The organism is Rhodococcus sp. JS3073, from assembly GCF_026810085.1.
GTDB classification, from domain to species: domain Bacteria; phylum Actinomycetota; class Actinomycetes; order Mycobacteriales; family Mycobacteriaceae; genus Rhodococcus_F; species Rhodococcus_F wratislaviensis.
The window spans coordinates 5,904,700-5,928,888 of sequence record NZ_CP113951.1 but is presented as its reverse complement, the minus strand read 5'-3'; the positions used below and the strand labels follow the sequence as shown (position 1 = coordinate 5,928,888).

The window sequence follows — 24,189 nt, the reverse complement described above, 5'->3', positions numbered from 1 at the left end:
TACCCGCGGAAGGAGCGGGGATGCCTGGGAACCGTCCACTCGACGTGCCGTTGTCCCGGCGACGCGTGCTGCAGTGGGGAGCGGGAGCCGCACTGCTCGGGCTCACCGGGGCCTGCTCCCGCGCCGACGACGCCGAGGCCGCGATCGGGCCCGACTCTCCGGATGTACGCGCGTACGCCGAGGCCGAGGAACGCCGCTTTCCCGGGGGCAGACCGGTCGCCTACGAACTCTCCGCGGCACAATCCGACGTCGACATCGCAGGTACGCGCACTGCTGCGTGGCTGTACAACACTCAACTGCCGGGCCCGATACTGCGGGCGAACGTCGGGGACAGGGTCCAGGTGCGGTGTCGCAACCAGCTCTCGGATTCCACCACGGTGCACTGGCACGGGCTGGCCATCCGCAACGACATGGACGGGGTCCCGGATGTCACACAGGCCCCGATACCGGCGGGCACAGGGTTCGTCTACGACTTCATCCCGCCCGACCCGGGCACCTACTGGTACCACACGCACGGCGATCTCCAGCGCGGCCGAGGGCTGTACGGGGCTCTGATCATCGACGATCCCGGGACACCCGCGAACTACGACACCGAGTTCGTCGTCGTGCTGTCCGACTGGTTGACCGACCGCACGCCGTCGCAGGTCTTCGACGCACTCCGCGGCGGGCGGATGGCGTCCATGCCCGAGATGACGTCGCCCGTGCTCGGCGGTGACTCCGGCGACGTCCGGTACCCCGTGTACCTGCTGAACGGGAAACCACCCGGCGATCCGACCGTGTTCACGGCGCGGCCGGGGCAACGCGCCCGCATCCGGCTGATCAACGCCGGCGACGACACCGCGTTCCGGGTCGCGCTGGGTGGCCACCGGCTGACCGTCACCGACACGGACGGCTTCCCCGTCGAACCGGTCGACACCGACTCGGTGCTGATCGGTATGGGCGAGCGATACGACGCCGTCGTCACCCTGCAGGACGGGGTGTTCCCGCTGGTCGCGGTCGCCGAGGGGAAGGGCGCGCAGGGATTCGCGGTGGTGCGCACCGGCGGCGGCGCCGCCCCCGACCCCACCGTCGCGCCCCGCGAACTGGGCCCTCCCCCACTCACCGTGGCCGACCTGAGGGCCACCGACGCCGTCCGGCTACCCGTCGTCGACCCGGGTGTCACCCTCGAGGCGTCGCTCGGCGGCGACATGAAGCAGTACACGTGGACGGTGAACGGCCAGGCCTATCCCGACCACACGCCGCTGACCGTCCACCGGGACCAGCGGGTACGGCTGGTCTACACGAACCCCACGATGATGTTCCACCCCATGCACCTGCACGGGCACACGTTCGCCGTGGCCCGGCCGGACGGCTCCGGACCGCGGAAGGACACCGTGATCGTGCTCCCCGGACAGACCGTCGCCGCCGACATCGACGCGACCAACCCGGGCCAGTGGATCACGCACTGCCACAACGACTATCACCTTGCCGCCGGAATGGCGACGATCTTCTCCTACGTGAGCTGACGCCGGACCGTCAGCCCCGGAGCGCTTCCGAGGGCGCCACGCCGTACTTCCGCCGGTACGCCGCCGCGAACCGGCCGGTGTGGGTGAAACCCCAGCGCATCGCGACCTCGGCGACCGTCGACGAACCGTCCGCGCGCAGCAGGTCGTCGTGGACGCGTTCGAGCCGGACGTCCAGCAGGTAGTCGCGGGGGCTCACCCCGACGTACTCCTGGAATCCCTCCTGCAGGCGCCGAACCCCGACACCCGCGATCTCGGCCATCTCGGCCGCCGTCCACGCCCGCGCAGGATCGGCGTGGATCTCGTCGATGACGCGCTTGACGATGCGCGGCCGGGTACCGGCACCGGCCGTCTCGTCGTCCGGGACCGCTGCCAGGACCAGCGCCGTGGTGACCGCCCCCGACAGTTGCTCGGCCACGAGAGGGTTCGTGTAGACGCCGTCCGACCGCAGCATCTGGTCCAGCAGCGACCGCACCAGGGCCAGCCAACTGGCACCGTTCTCGCTGGTCAGGTCCAGCTGCGGGGGAAGTCGCAGTCCCGGCCGCGCCAGGATCCGCGCCATCTCGCGGTGCAGGTAGTCACGGTCGATACGCACGCCGATGATCGAGCAGTCCTTGCTCCAGTCGGTGATGAGCGTCGTGGTATCGGGTGGGCAGATCGTTCCGTCCCCGGGCACGGACGACACCTCGTGCTTGCCGGTCACCGATTCCAGATGCCCCGACAGCGGCACGTTGATCGCATACGCGCCGGGATGGTCCGACTGGATCGACACGTCCGCGCCCCAGCCGATATGGGTGATCTTGACCGGCCCGAGTTCCACCGCCTCCGCGACGGTGTTGCGGGCGTTCGATCTGTTCAGCGGGGTCAGCCGATGCGGGAAGTACACGTCCGACACCACGTGCGACGCTTCGTCCCAATCTTCGGGGCGAATCAGCTTGGACGCGGGCTGCATGGCACCAGTGTGACCACGGACACCTTCGATTGCAATTTTCGGCGTGATCCAAGTCACCGCGCAAAGCGGATCACCTCCGCGCTCAGCGGATCGACGCGCCGTTCCCACGGTCGTACCTTCGTCCGTACCTCATCAGCGCCCCGGACAGGAAGGGAGGCTCCGACCATGGAGCAACGCGAACTCCGGAACATTTTCGGGCAGTTTGCCAGCGGAGTCACGGTCATCACGTGCGCCAACTCCGAGGGCCTGCCGCACGGCGCGACGGTCACCGCCTTCACCGCCGTCTCGATCGAACCGAGACTGTGCCAGATCACCCTGACCCGAAAGTCCAAGGCCTGCAACTACTTGAGCAAGGCACCCTTCGCCGTCAACATTCTCGCCGCAGACCAGGTGGACACCGCGATGCATTTCGCCGGGCGACCGCAGAACCCCGAACCCGTGTGGGCCGACGGGCCGACCGCCCCCATCATCTGCGGTGCCGCCGCCACGTTGTCGTGCCGGCCGTGGGCCGAGTACGACGGTGGCGATCACATCATCTTCATCGGTGAGATCGTCGCGGCCGAATCCAGCGGCAAGGACCCGCTGCTGTTCTACCGGAGCACTTTCCACGACCTCGGCTCACCGTCCGCGTCGGCCGCATGGAACGGATCGATGGACGATCCGAACAACGGCTGGTTCGACTCCACCACCTCCTTCACCCCATTCCATCTTCAGCCCGTCAACTGACCGCCCGATCCGAAAGGACATTCCATGACCACCACCGAAAGCGCCCCCGAGACCGCGCTCGACCCGACGAAGGTCAACCCGGCCGCAGACTGCGAGGCCAACCGCACCGCCAACTTCGCGTCGCGGCCGATGACCGGTGACGAGTACATCGAGTCGCTGCGCGACGACCGTGAGATCTGGTTGCACGGCGAGCGCGTCGAGGACGTCACCACGCATCCGGCGTTCCGCAACCCCATCCGGATGACCGCCCGCCTCTACGACTCGATGCACACCGGCGAACACGTCGACAAGGTCACCACCCCCACCGACACCGGCAACGGCGGCGTCACGATGCCGTTCTTCAAGGCACCCACCTCCGCGGACGACCTGCTGAAGGAACGCGACGCCATCGCCACCTGGGCGCGCATGACATACGGCTGGATGGGCCGCTCCCCCGACTACAAGGCCTCCTTCCTCGGCACCCTGCACGCCAACAAGGAGCTGTACTCGCCGTTCCAGGACAACGCCGAACGCTGGTACAAGGAATCGCAGGAAAAGGTCCTCTACTGGAACCACGCCATCATCAACCCGCCCGTCGACCGGCAGCTCCCGCCGGACGAGGTCGGCGACGTATTCATGAAGGTGGAGAAGGAAACCGACGCCGGCCTCATCGTCTCCGGCGCCAAGGTCGTGGCCACCGGATCCGCGATCACCAACTACAACTTCATCGCCCACTACGGCCTGCCGATCAAGAAGAAGGAATTCGCCCTCATCTGCACCGTCCCGATGGACGCGCCAGGTGTGAAGCTGATCTGCCGGTCCTCGTTCACCCAGAACGCGGCCGTGATGGGCACCCCGTTCGACTACCCCCTGTCGAGCCGCATGGACGAGAACGACACCATCTTCATCTTCGACAAGGTGCTGGTGCCGTGGGAGAACGTCTTCATGTACGGCGACGTGGACAAGATCAACGGCTTCTTCCCGCAGTCCGGATTCCTGCCCCGCTTCACGTTCCAGGGCTGCACACGCCTGGCCGTGAAACTCGACTTCATCGCCGGCATGCTGATGAAGGCCCTCGACGCCACCGGAGCCGGCGGCTTCCGCGGCGTGCAGACCCGCGTCGGTGAGGTCATCGGCTGGCGAAACCTGTTCTGGTCACTCACCGAATCCATGGCACGCAATCCCGAGCCGTGGATCGGCGACACCGTCATCCCCAAGCTCGAATACGGCCTCACGTACCGCATGTTCATGATCCAGGGCTACCCGCGCATCAAGGAGATCATCGAACAGGACGTCGCGTCCGGCCTGATCTACCTGCCCTCGAGCGCACGCGACTTCAAGAGCCCCGACGTCCGCCCGTACCTGGACAAGTACGTCCGCGGCTCCGACGGCATGACCGCGGTCGAACGCGTCAAGATCATGAAGGCGCTGTGGGATTCGATCGGCAGCGAGTTCGGTGGCCGCCACGAACTGTACGAGCGCAATTACTCCGGCAACCACGAAAACGTGAAGGCCGAACTGCTGTTCGCCGCCGAGAACCGCGGCGACGTCGCCTCCATGAAGGGCTTCGCCGAGCAGTGCCTGTCCGAGTACGACCTCGACGGCTGGACCGTCCCCGACCTCATCGGCAACGACGACGTCTCGTACTTCGGTAACAAGTAACCGAACACCCGCGCAGTCCCCGTCAGAAGCGAATCAGCTCTGACGGGGATTTGCCGTACCGCCGGCGGTACGCGGCGGAGAACCGGCCCGCATGGGTAAACCCCCATCGGGCAGCGACTTCGGAGACCGTGACACCCGGCTCCAGCGCCCTCAGGTCGGCGTCGGCGCGACTCAGGCGGATGTCGAGGAGGCATTCGGACGGGCTTCGTCCGACGTACTCGCGAAACCCTTCCTGCAACCGGCGCACACTGGTGCCGGCGAGTTCGGCCATGTCGGCCGCCGTCCAGGCCCGCGCCGGGTCGTCGTTCAACCCGTCGAGGACCCGCTTGACGATCCGCGGTCGGGGCGCGCCGCCGCGCACCTCCTCGTCGGGTGTGACGGCGAGGACGAAGGCCGACGTGATCGCGCCGGCGAGTTGCGGGCCGACCACCGGATTGGCAAGGAGGTCGGCCGGCTCCCGCAGCTGCGCGGTCAGCGAGTGGACCAGGCGAAACCAGCTGCTCTCCGATGCACCGGTGAGATCGATCTGGGACGGCAGGCGCAGCCCGAGGCGCAAGTCGGCGCCGAGAATCCGGTCGGCCTCCCGCTGGAGGTAGTCGCTGTCGAACTTGACGCCGAGCACCGTGCAATCGCCGCTCCACCGGCTGATCAGAGTCGGCTCGTCGGCCCGGAAGACCGTGGCCTGCCCCGGACGCGACACCACCGTGTCGCCCTGCGAACAGGATTCCAGTGAACCGGACAGCGGGATGTTGACCTCGTACGCACCCGGGTAGTCGCATTCGATCGACACGTCCGCGCCCCAGTCCAGCCTGCCGAGCGTGACGGGACCGAAGTCGACGGTCCGCATCGACAGCGTCATCGCACCGCCCGACGACAGATCGGTCAGGGTGTGCGGAAAATACGCACCGGCCACCGCTCTCGACGCCGCATCCCAGTCGTGGGTCTCGGTGATCGTCGATGCCATCGTCATGCACCTGCCTCGGTAAGAGTCGTTCCGACCTATTGAAGCTGCGCCGGGACGCCGAGTCGAGGATAACTGAGACCCCGATCACAACTGGTCGCGCACATCGTCCAGACCCCGCGCAGAATGGCTAGACGACCCACCGACCTGCGCAATACGTTCTCCTCCACGCCGCCATGGCCGCGAAAGTTGTTTCCGAAGAGGAGAATTGACATGACCGCCACCCTGTCTTGGATCGACGAGATCACTATGACGGAACTCGAGCGCAACCCGTACCCGGTGTACGAACGGCTGCGCGCCGAGGCGCCGCTGGCGTACGTCCCGGTTCTCGGTTCGTTCGTCGCGACCACCGCCGACCTCTGCCGCACCATCGCCAACAGCCCCGACTTCGAGGGGATCATCACCAAGGCCGGCGGCCGCACGTTCGGTCACCCCGCCGTGATCGGGGTCAACGGCGAGATCCACCGCGACCTCCGCTCGATGGTCGACCCCGCACTGCAGCCGTCGGAGGTGGACCGCTGGGTCGACGGACTCGTCCGCCCCATCGCCCGGCGTTACGTGGAGCAGTTCGAGAACGACGGCAAGGCCGACCTGGTCTCTCAGTACTGCGAGCCCGTCAGCGTCCGCGCACTCGGCGACCTGCTCGGCCTGAACGACGTCAGCTCGGACACGCTACGCGACTGGTTCCACCGGCTGTCGAACTCCTTCACCAACGCCGGGGTGGACGCGAACGGCGAGTTCACCAACCCCGAGGGATTCGTCCAGGGTGACGAGGCGAAAGCCGAGATCCGGGCGATCGTCGATCCGCTGATCGACAACTGGATCGTCAACCCCGACGACAGCGCCATCTCGCACTGGTTGCACGACGGCATGCCCGAGGGCCGGGTTCGCGACCGGGAGTACATCTACCCCACCCTCTTCGTCTATCTGCTGGGCGCGATGCAGGAACCCGGCCACGGCATGGCTTCGACGCTCGTCGGCCTGTTCACCCGGCCCGAGCAATTGGAGGCCGTCGTCGACGAGCCTGCCCTCATTCCGCGGGCCATCTCCGAGGGGATGCGCTGGACGTCCCCGATCTGGTCGGCCACCGCACGCATCAGCACCACGGACGTCACGCTCGGCGACGTGTCCCTCCCCGAGGGGTCCGTCGTCCTGCTGTCGTACGGTTCGGCCAACCACGACGCGGAGGTCTACGACGCCCCCACCCAGTACGACATGACCCGTCCCCCGCTCCCCCACCTCGCATTCGGCTCGGGCAACCACGCGTGCGCGGGAATCTATTTCGCCAACCACGTGTGCCGGATCGGACTGGAGGAACTGTTCGAGGCGATCCCGAACCTCGAGCGCGACACCGCCGCGGACGTCGAGTTCTGGGGCTGGGGCTTCCGCGGCCCCACCGCACTCCAGACCACGTGGGAGGTGTAGCCGTGACCTTCACCGTCTCGGTCGCCGCCGACACCGTGGAGTGCGGACCCGACCAATCTTTGCTGGACGCGTTTCTGCGGGGCGGCGTGTGGATGCCGAACTCCTGCAATCAGGGCACGTGCGGAACGTGCAAGCTGCGGGTCGTGTCGGGGTCCGTCGATCACCGTCGGTCGCCCGACAACACGCTTTCCCAGGCCGAACGCGAGCGGGGGTTTGCGCTGGCCTGCCAGGTGACCCCGTGCAGTGACACGGTGGTGGAACGCCTGGACACGGCGCCGGCGGGCACCGTCCACGCCCTGCGGGACCTCGTCGGCACCGTGAGCGCGATCGAGGACGTCGCCCGTGACACGCGGCGGGTTCTCGTCACGCTCGACAGCCCGCTCGAATTCTCGGCGGGGCAGTACGTCGAATTGCGGGTACCCGGCACCGGCCAGGGTCGTCAGTACTCCATGGCCAATCCACCCGGTGAATCGAAGGTGCTCGAATTCCACATCCGCCGGCAGCCGGGCGGAGTGGCCACGGACGGATGGGTTTTCGGATCGATGTCCGTCGGCGAGCGCGTCGACCTGCTGGGCCCGCTCGGCGACTTCCGCCTCGATCCGGACGACGAGGGTCCGATAGTTCTGCTCGGCGGCGGGACAGGATTGGCGCCGTTGAAAGCCATGGCCCGCCAGGCACTCACGTCGGCTCCGGACCGCGCGATCCACCTGTATCACGGCGTGCGCGAGGAGTCCGACCTCTACGACGTCGACCTGTTCCAGGAGTGGGAACGCGCGCACCCCGGCTTCCGATACGTTCCGTGTCTGAGCGACCAGTCGTGGTCCGGGCGGTCCGGCTACGTCACGGACGCGTTCGTGGAGGACTTCGACACCTGTCGCGGATACTCCGGGTATCTGTGCGGGCCGCCCGCGATGGTCGACGCCGGCGTCAAGGCATTCAAGCGCCGGCGTATGGCTCCGCGGCGAATCTTCCGGGAGAAGTTCACGCCTGCCGTCTGATCGCGGCACCGACGCACACCGGGGTTCTCCGAGACCCCGGTGTGCGCATGCCGAACACGTCCTAGTCAGTACTCGGTAAATGCCTAGTGTGATGCAGCGCACAGGCTGCAAGAGTGGAATTCATTGCCGGACCCGGGCGCCCTCGCAGGGCGCAAGCCCCCCGGAGATCTTGGAGGATCCCATGACTGAAACCCTGTACACAGCGCCGTCCGAAAACGTGCGCGCCAAGCTGGCCGACGCACTCATCGAGGACGCGGAAACCGGCCGCTACCAGGTGCGACGTAGCGTCTTTACAGACGAGGACCTGTTCGAACTCGAGATGAAGCACATCTTCGAGGGCAACTGGATCTACCTGGCCCACGAGAGCCAGATCCCGAACGTCGGCGACTACTTCACCACGTACATGGGCCGCCAGCCGATCGTGATCTCCCGCAACAAGGAGGGCGAACTCAACGCCCTGGTGAACGCGTGCAGCCACCGCGGCGCCATGCTCTGCAGGCGCAAGACGGACAACCGGACCACGTTCACCTGCCCGTTCCACGGCTGGACGTTCAACAACTCCGGCAAGCTCCTCAAGGTCAAGGACCCGCGTGAGGCCGGGTACCCGGAACAGTTCAACAAGGACGGCTCCCACGACCTCACCAAGGTCGCGCGGTTCGAGAATTACCGCGGCTTCCTGTTCGGCAGCCTCAACGCCGACGTCCCGCCGCTCGAGGAACACCTCGGTGACACCACGAAGATCATCGACATGATCGTCGACCAGTCGCCCGACGGCCTCGAGGTCCTGCGCGGCGCGTCCACCTACACCTATGACGGCAACTGGAAGCTGCAGACCGAGAACGGCGCCGACGGCTACCACGTGTCCGCCACCCACTGGAACTACGCCGCGACCACGTCGCGCCGGGAGTCGGGCGAGTCCACCAACGCCACGAAGGCGATGGACGCCGGCAAGTGGTCGAAGCAGCAGGGCGGCTACTACTCGTTCGACAACGGCCATCTGCTGCTGTGGACCAAGTGGGCCGACCCCGCCAACCGTCCGCTGAACGAGCGTCGCGACGAACTCGTCGCCGAGTACGGCGAAGACCGCGCCGACTGGATGATCGGCGTGTCCCGCAACCTGTGCCTGTACCCGAACGTGTACCTCATGGACCAGTTCGGTTCGCAGATTCGGCATTTCCGTCCGATCTCCGTCGACAAGACCGAGGTCACCATCTACTGCATCGCCCCCAAGGGTGAGAGCCGCACCGCACGCGCCGCCCGCATCCGCCAGTACGAGGACTTCTTCAACGCCACCGGCATGGCCACTCCGGACGATCTCGAGGAGTTCCGCTCCTGCCAGAAGACGTACCAGGCCGGCGCCGCACCGTTCAACGACCTCAGCCGCGGTGTCACCCACCAACTCCAGGGCCCCGACGAGGACGCGAAGAAGATCGGCATCAACCCCATCTCCAGCGGCGTGAAGACCGAGGACGAGGGCCTGTACCCGATCCAGCACGGCTACTGGGTGCAAGCGCTCACCAAGGCGCTCGACGCCGACGTTGCCGCGAACAACCGCTGAGGGAGACGAGAAACATGACCGCAGTAGCCGAAAGCACTGTCACCCAGCACGACATCGAGCAGTTTCTCTACCGTGAGGCCCGCTACCTCGACGACCGCGAGTTCGAGAAATGGATCGAGTGCTATCACCCCGACTCCGAGTTCTGGATGCCGGCGTGGGCCGACGACGGTGAACTGACCACCGACCCGATGACCGAGATCTCCCTGATCTACTACGCCAACCGTGGTGGCATCGAGGACCGGGTGTTCCGCATCAAGACCGATCGGTCGAGCGCGACGAGCCTTCCGGAACCCCGCACCGGTCACAACATCTCGAACGTCGAGGTCACCGAGCGTCGCGGCGACGTCGTGGACGTCCGGTTCAACTGGTTCACGCTCTACTTCCGGTACAACACGGTCGACACGTACTTCGGGAATTCGTTCTACACCATCGACTTCTCCGGTGAGCAGCCTCTGATCCGGAAGAAGAAGGTCGTGCTCAAGAACGACTACATCCACCACGTGGTCGACATCTACCACATCTGATTTCTTCCCCATTCTTCGCGAATCGAGCTGTTTTCCATGACTTTCCAAGTTGCACTGAGTTTCGAGGACGGGATCACCCGCTTCATCAAGTGTGACGGCGACGAGACGGTCGCCGACGCGTCCTACCGCGCGCGCATCAACATTCCGCTCGACTGTCGAGACGGGGCGTGCGGCACCTGCAAGTCGCTCTGCGAATCCGGCACGTACGACGGCGGCGACTACATCGAGGAAGCGCTCACCGACGAAGAAGCGGAGCAGGGGTACTGCCTGCCGTGCCAGATGATGCCGGAAAGCGATCTGGTGCTGCAGATCCCGACGACGTCCGACGTCGCGAAGACCGCCGCGGGCACGTTCTCGTCGACGGTCACGGAGATCCGCAAGTTCTCCGACACCACCATCGGGTTCACGATCGAGATCGCGAACCGGGACGACCTCGTCTTCCTCCCCGGCCAGTACGTGAACATCACCGTTCCCGGGACCGAAGCGACGCGCTCGTACTCGTTCAGCACCGGACCCACGTCGAAGGAACTGTCGTTCCTGGTCAAGATCACCGACGGCGGCCTGATGTCGGAGTACCTGCGTAGCCGCGCACAGGTCGGCGACGCGCTCGAGTTCACCGGCCCGATGGGAAGCTTCTTCCTCCGCGAGCAGAAGCGTCGCGCCCTGCTGCTGGCCGGCGGCACCGGGCTGGCCCCGCTGCTGTCGATCCTCGACAAGATGCGCACCGACGCCGCCGACCACCCCGTGCACCTGGTCTACGGCGTCTCGTCCGACGCGGACCTGGTGGAACTGGACAAGCTCGAGGAATACACGAAGTCCCTGCCCCAGTTCACGTTCGACTACTGCGTGTCCGACCCGGCGAGCAGTGCACCGAACAAGGGGTACGTGACCGGGCTGTTCGAGCCCGCCCACCTGAACGACGGCGATGTGGACGTGTACCTGTGCGGTCCGCCTCCCATGGTCGAGGCGGTGCGCGACCACCTGAAGTCGGAAGGTGTCACGCCGGCGAACTTCTACTTCGAGAAGTTCAACAACGCGACGACGCCGAGTGGGTCGGAGGCCTCCGCACCGCCGGCAGCCGACACGGCCGAGGCGGCCCCCGAGTACGAGATCGGCGAGGAACACCAGCCTCTGTCCGAATCGGACGCACAGTTCGACGCCCGCATGGCGCTCGAACTCGGTGCGATGGAACTGACCATCGGCCGGATGACGAAGGAACAGCTGTCCGAGTACCGGATCCTCGCCGAGACCTCGTGCGAATCGATCGAGAACGACCACTTCACGGACGCAGGCGCCTTCACCGACACCAACGCCGCATTCCACGAATTCCTGTTCCGGTGCACCGCCAACGACGTGCTCCTCGAGGCGTACAACCGCCTGGAGGTCACGCAGCTCATGACGAAGGTGCTTCGCACCGCGGACTGGGTGGACGAGCACATCCAGCACGACCACCTCGACATCGTCACCGCGTTCGAGAAGGGTGACCGGGCCGCCGCCCACGACCTGATCGTCAGCCACAGCGCGCACGCCAAGGCCACCATGTGCCGCGCCATCGAGAGGAGTGCCGTCGCATGAGTGGACTCGTCACTCCGCACCGCTTCGACGGCAAGGTCGTCGCGGTCACCGGCGCAGCGCAGGGCATCGGCCTGACGGTCGCCACCCGGCTCGCGGCCGAGGGTGCGTCGCTGATCCTGATCGACCGCGCCGAACTCGTCCACGACGTCGCGAAGGGTTTGCGCGAGAACGGCACCGACGCGCACAGCATCACCGCCGATCTGGAACAGTTCGCCGACGCAGAGGCGGCGATCGACGAGGCGCGGCAGCAGCACGGCCGGCTCGACGTGCTGATCAACAACGTCGGCGGCACCATCTGGGCCAAGCCGTACGAGCACTACACCGCCGAGCAGATCCAGGCGGAGGTGCAGCGGTCGCTGTTCCCGACCCTGTGGACGTGCCGCGCCGTCCTCCCCCACCTCATCGCGCAGGAGTCGGGCACCATCGTCAACGTGTCCTCGGTGGCCACGCGGGGTGTCAACCGCGTGCCCTACGCGGCGTCGAAGGGCGGGGTCAACGCCCTGACCGCCTCTCTCGCTCTCGAGGCCGCACAGTACGGAATCCGCGTGGTGGCCACCGCTCCCGGCGGCACCGAGGCGCCCGCTCGCCGCGTTCCTCGCGGCCCCGGAGCGGAGACCGATCAGGAGAAGGCCTGGTACCAGCAGATCGTCGACCAGACGGTCGACTCGTCCCTGCTGAAGCGGTACGGAACGCTGGACGAGCAGGCCGCGGCCATCGTCTTCCTCGCCTCCGACGAGGCCACCTACATCACCGGGACGGTACTGCCCGTCGCCGGTGGCGACCTCGGCTAGCTGCCCACAGATCTCGACCGCCTCATCGGCGGGGCGCATTGCATCGTCTCGCCGGTGGGGCATTTTTCTACCTGAATTCATTTGTGACACAGCGCACTTATGAGCAAGACCCGGTTCCCCGTCACACCCACCGAGCGGAGATCACCATGAACCCATCCACCACCCCCGACACCTGGGCGAGTCCGAGACACCGCAGTGCCGTCACCTGGGTCGTCGCGATCGCCACGATCGCGATCATCTTCGACGGCTACGACCTGGTGGTCTACGGCACCATCCTCCCGACATTGATGAACGATCCCGGCCAACTCGGCGAGATCTCCGCGCAGCAGGCCGGTGCGCTGGGCTCGTACGCGCTCATCGGTGTCATGGTGGGCGCACTCACCGCCGGCGCCGTGGGCGACTACCTCGGCCGGAGGCGGATGATGCTCGTCAACATCGCCTGGTTCTCCATCGGGATGGGACTCGCCGCATTGGCCACCAACGTCACCATGTTCGGCCTGCTGCGATTCTTCACCGGCATCGGGGTCGGCGGCCTCGTCGCCACGGCCGGGGCGATGGTGGCAGAGTTCGCGCCTCCCGGGAAGCGGAACCTGTACAACGCCATCGTCTACAGCGGCGTCCCCGCCGGTGGGCTGCTCGCGTCCCTCCTCGCCATCGTCCTGCGCGACACGATCGGCTGGCGCGGCCTCTTCTGGATCGGCGCACTGCCCATCGTGATCCTGCTTCCGCTGGCCCTCGTGAAGCTGCCGGAGTCGCCGAAGTGGCTCGTCGCCCGAGGCCACGAGGACAAGGCCCGCCGCATCTCCGAACGCACCGGCATCCCGATGCCCGGCGCCGACGAGATCGCCGCGGAACGGGCCTCGGTCGAGAAGGTCGGCTTCGCCGCACTCGCGACGCGCCGTTACGCCTGGGGCACTGCGCTTCTCGGAATGATGAGCTTCTCCGGCCTCCTGCTCACGTACGGACTCAACACGTGGCTTCCGAAGATCATGGAGGACGCCGGTTTCAACGCGAAGGGTTCGCTGTCGTTCCTGCTCGTCCTCAACGGCGGCGCGATCCTCGGCGGCCTGATCGCCTCCAAGGTCGCCGACGGTATCGGACCGCAGCGCGTCGTCGCCACGACGTTCGGTCTCGCCGCACTCGCCCTGATCCTCCTGACGCTCGGCTTCCCGCTGCCGGTGCTCCTCGCGTCCGTCGCCGTCGCCGGAGTCGGCACCATCGGCACCCAGGTCCTGATATACGGCTTCGTCTCCAACTACTACTCGACGTCCGCGCGCGGCGCCGGGGTGGCCTGGTGCGCCGGATTCGGCCGGCTGGGCGGCATCTTCGGCCCCCTGATCGGCGGAGCACTGATCAGCGCCGGCATCAGCAGCCAGGTGGCGTTCTACGTCTTCGCGGGCATCGCCGTCCTGGGCGGGATCGTGACGTTCTTCGTTCCGCGCGCACGGGTCACCCGCGCTGCGCCTGCGGCCGCCTACTCCACCGTCCAGGTGTCGTGACCGGTCAGCAGGCGCTGCAGCGAGCCGTCGTCGACGGGGTCCTTCTCCCGCGCGATCTCGTTCTGCAGGCGCACCATGTCGTCGTACGTGTCCCGCGTGACGCTGCGGAACACACCGGTCACGGTGTGGGTGAGGTCCTGGTCGGAGAGCCTCGACAGTGCGTACGCGTAGTCGGGGTCGTCGGTGTGGGCGTCGTGCACGACGATGTCGTCCCGGTCGACGTCGGCAGCCGCGACCACCTTCAGGCCGAAACCCGATCGGACGACACAGTATTCGCCTGCTCCGCCGAAGACGATCGGCTCGCCGTGGGTCAGCGGGATGAGGCGCTGCTCGGAACCCTCCTTGCGTAGGACGTCGAACGAGCCGTCGTTGAAGATCGGGCAGTCCTGGTAGATCTCCACGAACGACGTGCCGCGGTGGGCCGCCGCCTGCCGCAGCACCTCCGTCAGCCCCTTGCGGTCCGAGTCCATGGCTCGGGCCGCGAAGGTCGCCTCGGCTCCCAGCGCGAGGGAGAGCGTGTTGAACGGGTGGTCCACCGAACCCAGCGGCGTCGACTTGGTGACCTTGCCGACCTCCGAGGTCGGCGAGTACTGCCCCTTGGTCAGCCCGTAGATCCTGTTGTTGAACAACAGGATCGTCATGTTGAGGTTTCTGCGCAGGGCATGGATGAGATGGTTGCCCCCGATCGACAGTGCGTCGCCGTCGCCGGTCACCACCCATACCGACAGGTCGGGGCGCGTCACCGCGAGACCCGTCGCGATCGCAGGCGCACGACCGTGGATCGAGTGCAGGCCGTACGTATCGAGGTAGTACGGGAACCGGCTCGAGCATCCGATACCGGAGACGAACATCAGGTTCTCGCGTCGGAGTCCCAACTCCGGCAGGAAACTTCGGATCGTGGCGAGGATGACGTAATCGCCGCACCCCGGACACCACCGGACCTCCTGGTCCGATGTGAAGTCCTTGGCCTTCTGCGGTTCGTCGGTCGTGGGCACGTGAGCGGTGGCGCTCAGTCCCAGATCTGCCCCGACACGACTGATCATCTGTGTCACACCGATTCCTCCCACCGGGGTCCGGTCGATCGGTAGGTCGCCGACGCGAGCGCGCCGGTGGTCTTCGCGAGCTCGTGCTCACGCAATGTTCCGGCCAGAGCGGAGTCGATCACGTCGTGCAGTTCGTCGCCGAGGAACGCGAGTCCCCGCACCTTCGTCACCGACTGCACGTCGACGAGGAACCTCGAACGGAGGATCATCGCGAGCTGGCCGAGATTCATCTCCGGTGCGACGACGGTCCCGTAGCTGCGCAGCACCGCACCGAGATTGGCGGGCAGCGGGTTGATGTTGCGCACGTGCACGTGGGCCACCTTCTTGCCCTCGCGGCGGGCCCGCCGGCAGGCCTCACCGATGGGCCCGTACGAGCTGCCCCACCCGACGAGCAGCAGGTCGGCCTCACCCGAGGGGTCGTCGACGACCGCGTCGGGAACGGCGATTCCGTCGATCTTGGCCTGACGCAACCGCACCATGAGGTCGTGGTTGGCGGGATCGTAGGAGATGTCGCCGCTGCCGTCGGCCTTCTCGAGTCCGCCGATGCGGTGTTCGAGCCCGGGCGTTCCCGGTATCGCCATGGCACGGGCGAGCGTCTCCCGGTCGCGCGCGTACGGTGCGAATTCGCCGTCCACCGGTGGTGCCGTGTCGCAGCCGGGGTCGATCCGGTCCAGTTCGGACACGTCCGGGATGGCCCACGGTTCGCTGCCGTTCGCGATGGCGCCGTCCGACAGCAACAGCACCGGTGTGCGGTACGTGAACGCGATCCGGGCGGCCTCGACCGCGGCATCGAAACAGTCTGCGGGTGAGCGCGGCGCGATCACGGCGACCGGCGACTCGCCGTTGCGTCCGTACATTGCCTGCAACAGATCCGACTGCTCGGTCTTCGTCGGGAGCCCGGTGGACGGGCCGCCGCGCTGGACGTCGATGACGAGCAGCGGGACCTCCGTCATCACCGCCAGCCCGATGGCTTCACTCTTCAACGCCAGTCCGGGTCCGGACGTGCTCGTCACACCGAGCGCACCCCCGATCGACGCGCCCAGCGCCGCGCCGATTCCGGCGATCTCGTCCTCGGCCTGGAACGTGGTGACGCCGAGATTCCGGTGCTTGCTCAGCTCGTGCAGGATGTCCGACGCCGGCGTGATCGGATAGGTGCCGAGGAAGACGTCCCGCGACGCCAGCCGTCCCGCGGTCACCACCCCGTAGGCCAGGGCCGTATTCCCGGTGACCTGGCGATACGTTGCCGGTGGGAGCGTCGCCGCCGACACCTCGTACGTGGTCGCGAAGCTCTCCGTCGTCTCCCCGTAGTTCCACCCGGCCTTGAACGCGAGCAGGTTGCCCTCCGCGATCTGCGGCTTCGCTGCGAACTTGGTCTGCAGGAACCGCTCGATGCTGTGGGTGGGGCGGTTGTACATCCACGACAGCAGTCCGAGCGCGAACATGTTCTTCGCCCGCTCGCCGTCCTTCCGGCTCAGTCCGGCGGGTTCGACCGCGCCGACCGTCAACGTCGACATCGCCACCGGATGCACCACGTAGTCCTCGAGGGAGTCGTCGTCGAGGGGGCTCATGGCGTATCCGACCTTCGCGAGATTCCGCTTGGTGAACTCGTCCGTGTTCAGGATGATCATGCCGCCGCGCGGCAGATCGTCCAGGTTCGCCTTCAACGCCGCCGGGTTCATGGCGACCAGGACGTCCGGGCGGTCGCCGGCCGTGAGGATGTCGTAGTCCGCGATCTGGATCTGGAACGACGACACACCGGGGAGCGTGCCCTGAGGCGCCCGGATCTCGGCGGGAAAGTTGGGCTGGGTGGCGAGGTCGTTGCCGAACGCCGCCGCCTCCGACGTGAACCGGTCGCCGGTCAACTGCATGCCGTCGCCGGAGTCTCCGGCAAAGCGGATCGCCACTCGCTCCAACTTCGTGGAGTTCGCCTCCGTCGTCATGAATGCACCGAATCCTTCGACTCGTAGTCGTTCTGACCAGCAGCTTCTAACCTCACGGTACAAGCGTTCCCAGTTTTCGCCAGGAACACGCCGAAATCAGGCGTCGCGATACGGTGAGTGGTGTGAGTGACCCAGGGAACATCGAGCTCGTCGGGCGTTCCCGCGAACTCGCCGAATTGGAGGCGATGCTGCGTGAGGCGGGCGAGAACGCGCCCGTCGTCGTGGTCGTCGAAGGCGTGCCGGGCATCGGCAAGACCACTGTGATGGAACACTTCCTCGCGGTGCATCCCGACCTGCCGGCGTTCTCCGCGGTCTGCGCCCCGTGGGCGTCGGGCCATCCCTTCGGCGTCGCCGAACAGCTGCTCGGTGCCCCCGTGACGTCGAAGGACCCACTGGACGTCGCCCGCGAACTCGTCGCGGCAGTCGATCCGCCTGCCGGTGACGCGCCGTTCGTCTTCGTGCTCGACGATGCGCACTGGGCAGACCTCGCCTCGCTGCAGGCGCTGACCTCCGCCGTGCATCTGCTCGACCGACCCGCGATGATCGTCCTCGTCGCGAACTCGGAACCTCCCGACGGTATTCCCGCGGACGTCCTCGACCTCCTCGACCGGCATCGCCGGCATCGGATCCACGTCCGTCCGCTCGATGCGTCCGGCACCCGCAGACTTGCGAATACCCTTGCGCATATCGACCTTCCGGCCCCGGTGGCCCACCAGCTCGTTCAGCACACTGCGGGAAATCCGCGGCACCTCACGCAACTTCTGCAGGAAGTCGATCCCAGCGCCTGGGACCAGTGGCAGCCAGTGCTCCCGGTGCCCCGCATATTCGCGGCGAAAGTGCAGTCACAACTGTCGGCGTGCTCAGCGCCTGCCCGGGCGCTCGTCGAGTCGGCGGCGGTACTCGCCGGGGATCCCCGATTCGCCGACGCCGCCGCACTCGCCGGAATCGAGAACCCGGTGGAAGCGCTCGACGAAATCCATCGTGCCGGCCTTCTCACCGTCGGCGAGCGTCGCGGCGTGACCGTGCTGACCTTCCCGTCACCGCTCACCCGCGCCGCCGTCTACCGCAGCCTCGGGCCGATCCGACTGCGCGACCTGCACGATCATGCCGCACGGATCGTCGAGGACGAGGGCAGGCGACTGGACCATCGCGCCGCAGCGGCACCGTTCGCCGACCCGGCGCTCGCGGACGAACTGGACACCTACTCTGCGCAGAGGGCAACCGTCGGGGCGTGGTCGGCCGTCGCGGACGCATTGATCAAGTCGAGCCGCCTCACCGCGGACCGCGGCGAACGCGAACAACGCCTCATCCGGGCCGTCGACGCTCTCGTCGGTGCCAGTAACCTTCCCCAGGCACTGGCGTTCGCGCCGGAGATCGAGAGCTTCCCCGAGAGTCCGTTACGCGACGCCGTGCTCGGCTATCTCGCCATCCTCAGGGGACGACCCGCCGAGGCCGATCTGCTGCTCACCCAATCGTGGACCGCATGCGACCCGGATACCGATCCGGGCACGGCCGCACTGATCTGCCAGCGCCGGGTCCTGGACTCACTCGTCCGCTGGCACGGACCGGACCTCGTCGAATGGGCCAGCCGGGCCGTGGCTCTCGTCGATCCGGGCGATCCGTCGGCCGTCGAATCCGCCGCGATCATGGGACTCGGACTCGCTGCCACGGGTCGGATCGTGGAGGCACGAGCCGCCTACGACACGCTGTCCGCGAAGATCGCGCTCGGCGCCCAGTCCCAGCGCTTCGACATGGCCAGGGGTTGGCTCGATCTGGCGCTGGACGATCCCGAATCGGCGCGTCAGGAACTCGAGAGCGCCGTCCCCACGGCCTTCCGGATGGGCTCGACCCGCATCTCGCTGTGGGCGCAGGCCTGGCTGGCGCGAACGCAATTCGCCCTCGGCGACTGGAGCGGCGCCATCGCCACGGTCGACCGCGCGGGACACCAGCTCGAGGACGCCGCGCTCGACCTCGTCCGGCCCCTCGTGCACTGGACCGGGGCGCAGACGCACGCGCTGCGCGGAAACTGGCCCGCTGCGCACGAGCACCTCCGCCTCGCGGCTGCGAGTTCGCACGACTACCCGATGATGTTCATTCCGTCCTCCCTGGCACGCGCCCAGTGCGCCGAAGTGCAGGCCGACTACGCCACCGTCATCAGGGCGCTGGAGCCACTCACCCGTCTGCAACCGCGGGAGGGCATCGACGAGCCCGGCTTCTGGCAGTGGCCCGACGTCTACGCGAACGCGCTCGTGATGGCCGGTCGCGTCGACGACGCGGACGCCTTCCTCACCCCGCACGAGGAACGCGCCGCGGAGCGCGGGCACCGGTCGGCGATGGCTCGTCTCGGTTACGCCCGCGGTCGCGTCGCCGGGGCGCGCGGCGACATCGACGCCGCCCGGGACGTGTTCGAGACGGCTTTGACGCACCTCGATACCCTTCCCCTCCCCTACGATCGCGCCCGGGTGAACTTCGCGTACGGCCAGACCCTGCGCCGGGCAGGCAAGCGACGCGAAGCGGACGCCGTCATGCAGGCCGCCCGGGAGGGGTACTTCGCGCTCGGAGCCACCTCCTACGTGCAGCGGTGCGACCGTGAACTCAAGGCCGGGGGCCTCAACCTCAAACGCAGCCGGTTCACGCTCGAGGAACTGACTCCGCAGGAACGGGCCGTGACCGAACTCGTCGCGGGTGGCGCCAGCAACAAGGAGGCGGCCGGCGAGTTGTTCCTGTCCGTCAAGACCGTGCAGTACCACCTGACCCGGGTCTACGCGAAGCTCGGCATCCGCTCGCGCAGCGAACTCGCGGCGCAGTTCCGCGACCAGGAGTGACGTCCGGGGTGACGGGAACCTACCCCGAGGGTGCCTGTTCGGGGCCTCGTCGTCGGGCCAGGCTGGATCTCGACCGATGCAGCCGACCCACCGGAGTACCGAGATGGATGACACGATCGACGCAGTGCAAGCCGACCGCGACCTGAAGAACAAACACCGCGCCATGTGGGCTCTCGGCGACTACCCCGCCCTCGCCACCGACATCATCGCCGGCCTCGGGCCCGCCCTGGTCCGGGCGAGCCGGATCAGGCCCGGTGACCGTGTTCTCGACGTCGCGGCCGGCTCCGGCAACGCCGCCATCCCTGCGGCGCTGTACGGCGCGAGCGTCGTGGCCGGGGACCTCACCCCCGAACTGTTCGACGCCGGACGCCGCCGGGCCGCCGAACTCGGCGCCGAGGTGGAGTGGCGCGAAGCCGATGCCGAGGCCATGCCGTTCTCCGACAACGAGTTCGACACCGTGATGTCGTGCGTCGGTGTCATGTTCGCCCCGCACCATCAGGCGAGCGCCGACGAACTCGTCCGCGTCTGCCGGCCGGGAGGGACGATCGGCCTGCTCAGCTGGACCCCCGAGGGTTTCATCGGCCAGATGTTCGCAACGATGAAACCGTATGCACCCCCGCCCCCGCCGGGCGCCCAGCCCCCGCCGCTGTGGGGCCGCGAGGAACACGTCCGGGCGTTGTTCGGCCACCGCGTCACCGACATCGTGGCCACCCGGCACACCGTGCGCATCGATCAGTTCCGGTCGCCCGAGGACTTCCGTGACTACTTCAAGACCCGCTACGGTCCGACGATCGCCGTGTACCGGAACATCGCCGACGACCCCGCCCGAGTCGCCGCGCTGGACCACGAACTCGCCGATCTCGCACGTCGTTTCGACCACGGCACCGACGGCACCGTGATGAACTGGGAATACCTCCTCCTCACCGCACGGAAGTGGTAGCGAGGTCGACCACGATCGTGCTCTCGTTGCCCGGGTTGGTAGCGCCGGCCTCCTGCCACCCCGACCATGCACACGTTTCCCAGTCGGCGATTCGGGTATTGCCCGGTCCGAACTCGGTTGCTAGAGTCGAACACAGTTTCGAATAACCTTGGGGGAGGTTGGTTGTGGGGGATGTGATTGCGCCGAATCTGGCCGAGTTGCGTGCGTTCGCGGCCCGGCTGCGAGTGGTTTCCGCCGACGGGGATGCGGGGTTGGGGATCGACCTACTCGATGCGATCGAGATGCTGAAGTCGGTCGGGTGTGCGGCGCAGGCGGTGATCACCGACGACGTCGCCACCCGCATCCGCGCGGACCGGAAGGCGGCGGGGTTGCCGCGAGCGGATTGGGATCGCGGCATCGCCTCGCAGATTGCGTTGGCGCGCAGAGAGTCCCCGAACCGCGGCGGCCGTCACCTCGGTTTCGCGCAGGCTCTGGTGCACGAGATGCCCCACACCCTGGCCCTGTTGCAGACCGGTCGGCTGAACGAATGGCGTGCCACCCTGTTGGTGCGCGAAACGGCATGCCTGTCGGCGCAAGATCGGGGCATCGTGGACCGCCGGTTGTGTTCGGACCCGGCCACTCTCGACGGAGTCGGGGACCGCGGGCTGATCGCACGGGCGAAAGCATTGGCGGTCGAACTCGACGCCGCGGCGGTCGTGGCCCGGCATCGCAAAGCGGTGTCGGAGCGTCGGGTGACGACACGGCCGGCGCCGGACTCGATGGCCTACCTGAGCGTGCTGATGCCGGTCGAGCAGGCGGTGTGCTTGCAGGCCACGCTGGGTCGAGATGCGGACAGTCTCATTGCGACCGGGAACAGTGGTGGTCGTACTCGCAATCAGCTGATGGTGGACTTGTTGTTCGACCGCGGCACCGGGCAGGCGGTGGCGTCGGGGGTTCCGGTGGCGGTGAACCTCGTGCTTTCGGACGAGACACTGCTGGCGGGCGGGCACGAGGCCGCGCAGTTGCAGGGGTTCGGGCCGTTGCCGGCGGGGATCGCGCGGCGACTGGTGGCGGATGCGGTCGGTTCAGACACCGAGACGTCGTTGCGGCGAGTGTATTCGTGTCCGCAGTCGGGGGCGTTGACGGCGATGGAATCGCAGTCGCGCACGTTCCCGAAAAGCCTGAGAACGCTGATCGACCTGCGGGACCGGACGTGTCGTACGCCGTGGTGTGATGCGCCGATCCGGCACCACGACCACATTCGCTCCCGCCGAGAATCCGGTGCCACGACGGCGGACAACGGGTCCGGGCTGTGCGAGGCCTGCAACTACGCGAAGGAAGCGCCGGGCTGGACTGCCCGCCCGGTACACAACCCCGGCGGCACCCACCTCATCGACGTGGGCACCCCGACCGGGCACCACTACCGCTCGGCGGCGCCGCCGCTCCCCGACCCGGCGCATCTGCGCGCGTCATGACAGCGCGATCACGCCTGGACGACGCCGACCACCGGGGCGTAATCACATGGCGGCAACGCCCGGCTGGTGTTGTCGAGGATGCTCCCGAAGACGACGAACACGATTGTGCCCCTGCCTGTCTCGAGGGTGTTGGACAGCGTGACGATGTAATCGGCGGGCCGCTCCTGATACAGCGGCGCTCGCCCCGACTGCATGGTGGTGAGGTTCAGCCAGGCGACCTCGACGAGGTCGGCCTGCAGCGGCGACGACATTGCCGTGTTCATCCCGCTGAAGAAGACATTGACCTTCCCCGGCGGAATGACAGGGACAGGCAGGTTCTCGTCGACGGCGGGGCCGGCTACCGCGCGGGCGATACCGACCGAATCGTTCTGCTCTCCGAAGCCGGCCGGGAGGCAGTCGGCGGCGGTGGTGTCGTACAGGAATGGCTGGGCTGTGCCCTCGACGAGATGAACCGATCGGGGGAAGTAGTTGTAGCGCGGTGTGTCCGCGGCGATGCGCCCGATGGTGGTCGTGATCGACTCCGCGGTGCGGGTGCTGATCGGCATGGCGGCCGACTGGAGGGCGGCTCGCACTGCCGCCACGTCGCCGAGCGGCGGGGGTGCAGCGTGCGCCTCACCGGCTGCTGTGGAGACGAGCACACCGACACACGCCGCAAGTCCAGCAATTCGTCCACGCATGAATGGATGCTAGCGGCCACAGGGACTTGCCGAATCAGCTTCGTGAACGTCCGGCAAGTGCCAGGCTTGAGGTCATGGACAGCATCAACTCGATGGGTGATCGGTAATGGCCCGCCCGGTGCGCGTCGTCGTGCTCGGCGCCGGCTCGTGGGGAACGACGGTGGCAGGTCTCGCCGCCCACAACACACCGACCCTGCTGTGGGCGCGGAACTCGGATACTGCCGACGAGATCAACAACGAGCACCGCAACTCCCGCTATCTCGGCGACCGCCCACTCCCCGACTCCATACGCTCCACATCCGACCTGGTGGAAGCGGCCCAGGAAGCCGACGTCCTCGTGGTCGGGGTTCCGTCGCACGCCGTCCGCAGCACCCTCGCTCAGATCGCCAACGAGGTGCGGGCGTGGGTGCCGGTGCTGTCGCTGGCGAAGGGGCTGGAGCCGGGAACGCGACTGCGACCCACCGAGGTGATCGCCGAGTGCCTGCCCGGTCACCCGGTCGGGCTTCTCGCGGGCCCGAATATTGCGCGGGAGATCGTCGACGGACTCGCCGCGGCGTCGGTCGTCGCCACCCAGGACGTTCGGGTGGCCACCGCGTTGCAGCCGTTGTTCGCGTCCGCCGTGTTCCGCGTGTACCGGAACACCGACGTGCTGGGCTGCGAACTCGGCGGTGTGCTGAAGAACATCGTGGCCATCGCCTCGGGGATGGCCGATGGTCTGGACGTCGGCGACAACACGCGCGCGATGGTCCTGGCACGAGGGTTGGCCGAGATGACCCGGCTGGGTGAGGCGATGGGCGCGAATCCGCGGACATTCGCGGGACTCACCGGGGTGGGAGACCTGATCGCCACGTGCATGGCCCCGAGCTCGCGCAACCGGCGGGTGGGCGAGTTCATCGCCCGCGGCATGACGGTCGACGAGGCGGTCGCCAAGTTGGGGCAGGTGGCCGAGGGTGTGAAGACCGCCCCCACCGTGATGGAGCTGGCCCGCGACTACAACGTGGACATGCCCATCGCCGCCGAGGTCGAGGCGGTGGTCGCGGGTCGGCAGACGCCGGAGGGCGCCTACCGTGGCCTGCGGAAAGTCGCTGCCGGCGGCGAGCATGAGGTGGCGTGACCGCACAACTGCAACCGGCAGTAGCACTATCTAGACGTTTCTAA

The 24,189-nt window shown here is 67.3% G+C and carries 19 protein-coding genes; 14 read left to right on the top strand and 5 right to left on the bottom strand.

The features are described 5' to 3' along the window. Window positions 1-20: 20 nt before the first annotated feature. A complete protein-coding gene (locus tag OYT95_RS26755) occupies window positions 21-1,505 on the top strand; it encodes a multicopper oxidase family protein (protein WP_268789598.1) in 1,485 nt (494 codons plus the stop codon). A gap of 10 nt (window positions 1,506-1,515) precedes the next feature. Here the strand turns inward: OYT95_RS26755 and OYT95_RS26750 are convergent, their stop codons facing one another. Then, window positions 1,516-2,454 (bottom strand): AraC family transcriptional regulator, encoded by a 939-nt coding sequence (locus tag OYT95_RS26750; RefSeq protein WP_268789597.1) that lies wholly within the window; start codon window positions 2,452-2,454, stop codon window positions 1,516-1,518. A 165-nt stretch (window positions 2,455-2,619) separates the two neighbouring features. On the opposite strand from OYT95_RS26750, the gene OYT95_RS26745 reads away from it, so the two are divergent. Next, window positions 2,620-3,180 (top strand): flavin reductase family protein, encoded by a 561-nt coding sequence (locus OYT95_RS26745; protein ID WP_037231006.1) that lies wholly within the window; start codon window positions 2,620-2,622, stop codon window positions 3,178-3,180. 24 nt (window positions 3,181-3,204) lie between these two features. Then, window positions 3,205-4,821, top strand: a complete 1,617-nt coding sequence (locus tag OYT95_RS26740; RefSeq protein WP_268789596.1) for a 4-hydroxyphenylacetate 3-hydroxylase family protein — start codon at window positions 3,205-3,207, stop codon at window positions 4,819-4,821. Between the two features lie 22 nt (window positions 4,822-4,843). Here OYT95_RS26740 and OYT95_RS26735 read toward each other — a convergent pair whose 3' ends face one another. Further along, complete coding sequence (locus OYT95_RS26735; protein ID WP_268789595.1) at window positions 4,844-5,791, bottom strand: AraC family transcriptional regulator; 948 nt, start codon at window positions 5,789-5,791, stop codon at window positions 4,844-4,846. A gap of 204 nt (window positions 5,792-5,995) precedes the next feature. On the opposite strand from OYT95_RS26735, the gene OYT95_RS26730 reads away from it, so the two are divergent. The 7 genes from OYT95_RS26730 (at window position 5,996) to OYT95_RS26700 (ending at window position 14,152) form a co-directional block, all read left to right on the top strand. Beyond that, window positions 5,996-7,207, top strand: coding sequence for a cytochrome P450 (locus tag OYT95_RS26730; RefSeq protein WP_268789594.1), 1,212 nt, complete (start codon window positions 5,996-5,998; stop codon window positions 7,205-7,207). Window positions 7,208-7,209: 2 nt separating this feature from the next. Continuing rightward, on the top strand, window positions 7,210-8,205 hold the full coding sequence (locus tag OYT95_RS26725) for a 2Fe-2S iron-sulfur cluster-binding protein (RefSeq protein WP_268789593.1): 996 nt from the start codon (window positions 7,210-7,212) through the stop codon (window positions 8,203-8,205). 181 nt (window positions 8,206-8,386) lie between these two features. Beyond that, window positions 8,387-9,763, top strand: coding sequence for a benzoate 1,2-dioxygenase large subunit (gene benA, locus OYT95_RS26720; protein ID WP_037225713.1), 1,377 nt, complete (start codon window positions 8,387-8,389; stop codon window positions 9,761-9,763). 14 nt (window positions 9,764-9,777) lie between these two features. Further along, window positions 9,778-10,287 carry a benzoate 1,2-dioxygenase small subunit gene (gene benB / locus OYT95_RS26715; RefSeq protein WP_112302505.1) on the top strand — a complete coding sequence of 170 codons (510 nt, stop codon included), beginning with the start codon at window positions 9,778-9,780 and terminating at the stop codon, window positions 10,285-10,287. A 36-nt stretch (window positions 10,288-10,323) separates the two neighbouring features. Continuing rightward, window positions 10,324-11,862 carry a benzoate 1,2-dioxygenase electron transfer component BenC gene (gene benC / locus OYT95_RS26710; RefSeq protein WP_268789592.1) on the top strand — a complete coding sequence of 513 codons (1,539 nt, stop codon included), beginning with the start codon at window positions 10,324-10,326 and terminating at the stop codon, window positions 11,860-11,862. Further along, entirely contained in the window at window positions 11,859-12,653 is a 795-nt protein-coding gene (locus OYT95_RS26705) for a 1,6-dihydroxycyclohexa-2,4-diene-1-carboxylate dehydrogenase (protein WP_037225722.1), read from the top strand. Before benC ends, OYT95_RS26705 begins: the two co-directional genes overlap by 4 nt. Before the next feature lie 146 nt (window positions 12,654-12,799). After that, window positions 12,800-14,152 carry an MFS transporter gene (locus OYT95_RS26700; protein ID WP_268789591.1) on the top strand — a complete coding sequence of 451 codons (1,353 nt, stop codon included), beginning with the start codon at window positions 12,800-12,802 and terminating at the stop codon, window positions 14,150-14,152. Here OYT95_RS26700 and OYT95_RS26695 read toward each other — a convergent pair. Together OYT95_RS26695 and OYT95_RS26690 are read right to left on the bottom strand one after the other, a co-directional pair. Beyond that, window positions 14,128-15,195 (bottom strand): 2-oxoacid:ferredoxin oxidoreductase subunit beta, encoded by a 1,068-nt coding sequence (locus OYT95_RS26695; protein WP_268792279.1) that lies wholly within the window; start codon window positions 15,193-15,195, stop codon window positions 14,128-14,130. The genes OYT95_RS26700 and OYT95_RS26695 overlap by 25 nt on opposite strands. Window positions 15,196-15,200: 5 nt before the next feature. Then, window positions 15,201-17,135 (bottom strand): 2-oxoacid:acceptor oxidoreductase subunit alpha, encoded by a 1,935-nt coding sequence (locus tag OYT95_RS26690; protein ID WP_268789590.1) that lies wholly within the window; start codon window positions 17,133-17,135, stop codon window positions 15,201-15,203. A 122-nt stretch (window positions 17,136-17,257) separates the two neighbouring features. Between OYT95_RS26690 and OYT95_RS26685 the strand changes: the two genes are divergently transcribed. From OYT95_RS26685 to OYT95_RS26675, 3 genes are all read left to right on the top strand, one after another. After that, on the top strand, window positions 17,258-19,960 hold the full coding sequence (locus tag OYT95_RS26685; protein ID WP_268789589.1) for a helix-turn-helix transcriptional regulator: 2,703 nt from the start codon (window positions 17,258-17,260) through the stop codon (window positions 19,958-19,960). Window positions 19,961-20,063: 103 nt separating this feature from the next. Next, entirely contained in the window at window positions 20,064-20,900 is an 837-nt protein-coding gene (locus tag OYT95_RS26680; protein WP_268789588.1) for a class I SAM-dependent methyltransferase, read from the top strand. A 164-nt stretch (window positions 20,901-21,064) separates the two neighbouring features. Further along, the gene (locus OYT95_RS26675) at window positions 21,065-22,354 is read left to right on the top strand and encodes an HNH endonuclease (RefSeq protein WP_268789587.1); all 1,290 of its coding nucleotides are present in this window, start codon (window positions 21,065-21,067) and stop codon (window positions 22,352-22,354) included. 8 nt (window positions 22,355-22,362) lie between these two features. On the opposite strand, the gene OYT95_RS26670 is transcribed toward OYT95_RS26675, so the two are convergent. Further along, entirely contained in the window at window positions 22,363-23,031 is a 669-nt protein-coding gene (locus OYT95_RS26670) for an Rv1157c family protein (protein WP_268789586.1), read from the bottom strand. Between the two features lie 106 nt (window positions 23,032-23,137). Here OYT95_RS26670 and OYT95_RS26665 point away from each other — a divergent pair, with 106 nt between their 5' ends. Continuing rightward, on the top strand, window positions 23,138-24,145 hold the full coding sequence (locus OYT95_RS26665; RefSeq protein ID WP_037225735.1) for an NAD(P)H-dependent glycerol-3-phosphate dehydrogenase: 1,008 nt from the start codon (window positions 23,138-23,140) through the stop codon (window positions 24,143-24,145). Window positions 24,146-24,189 lie beyond the last annotated feature (44 nt).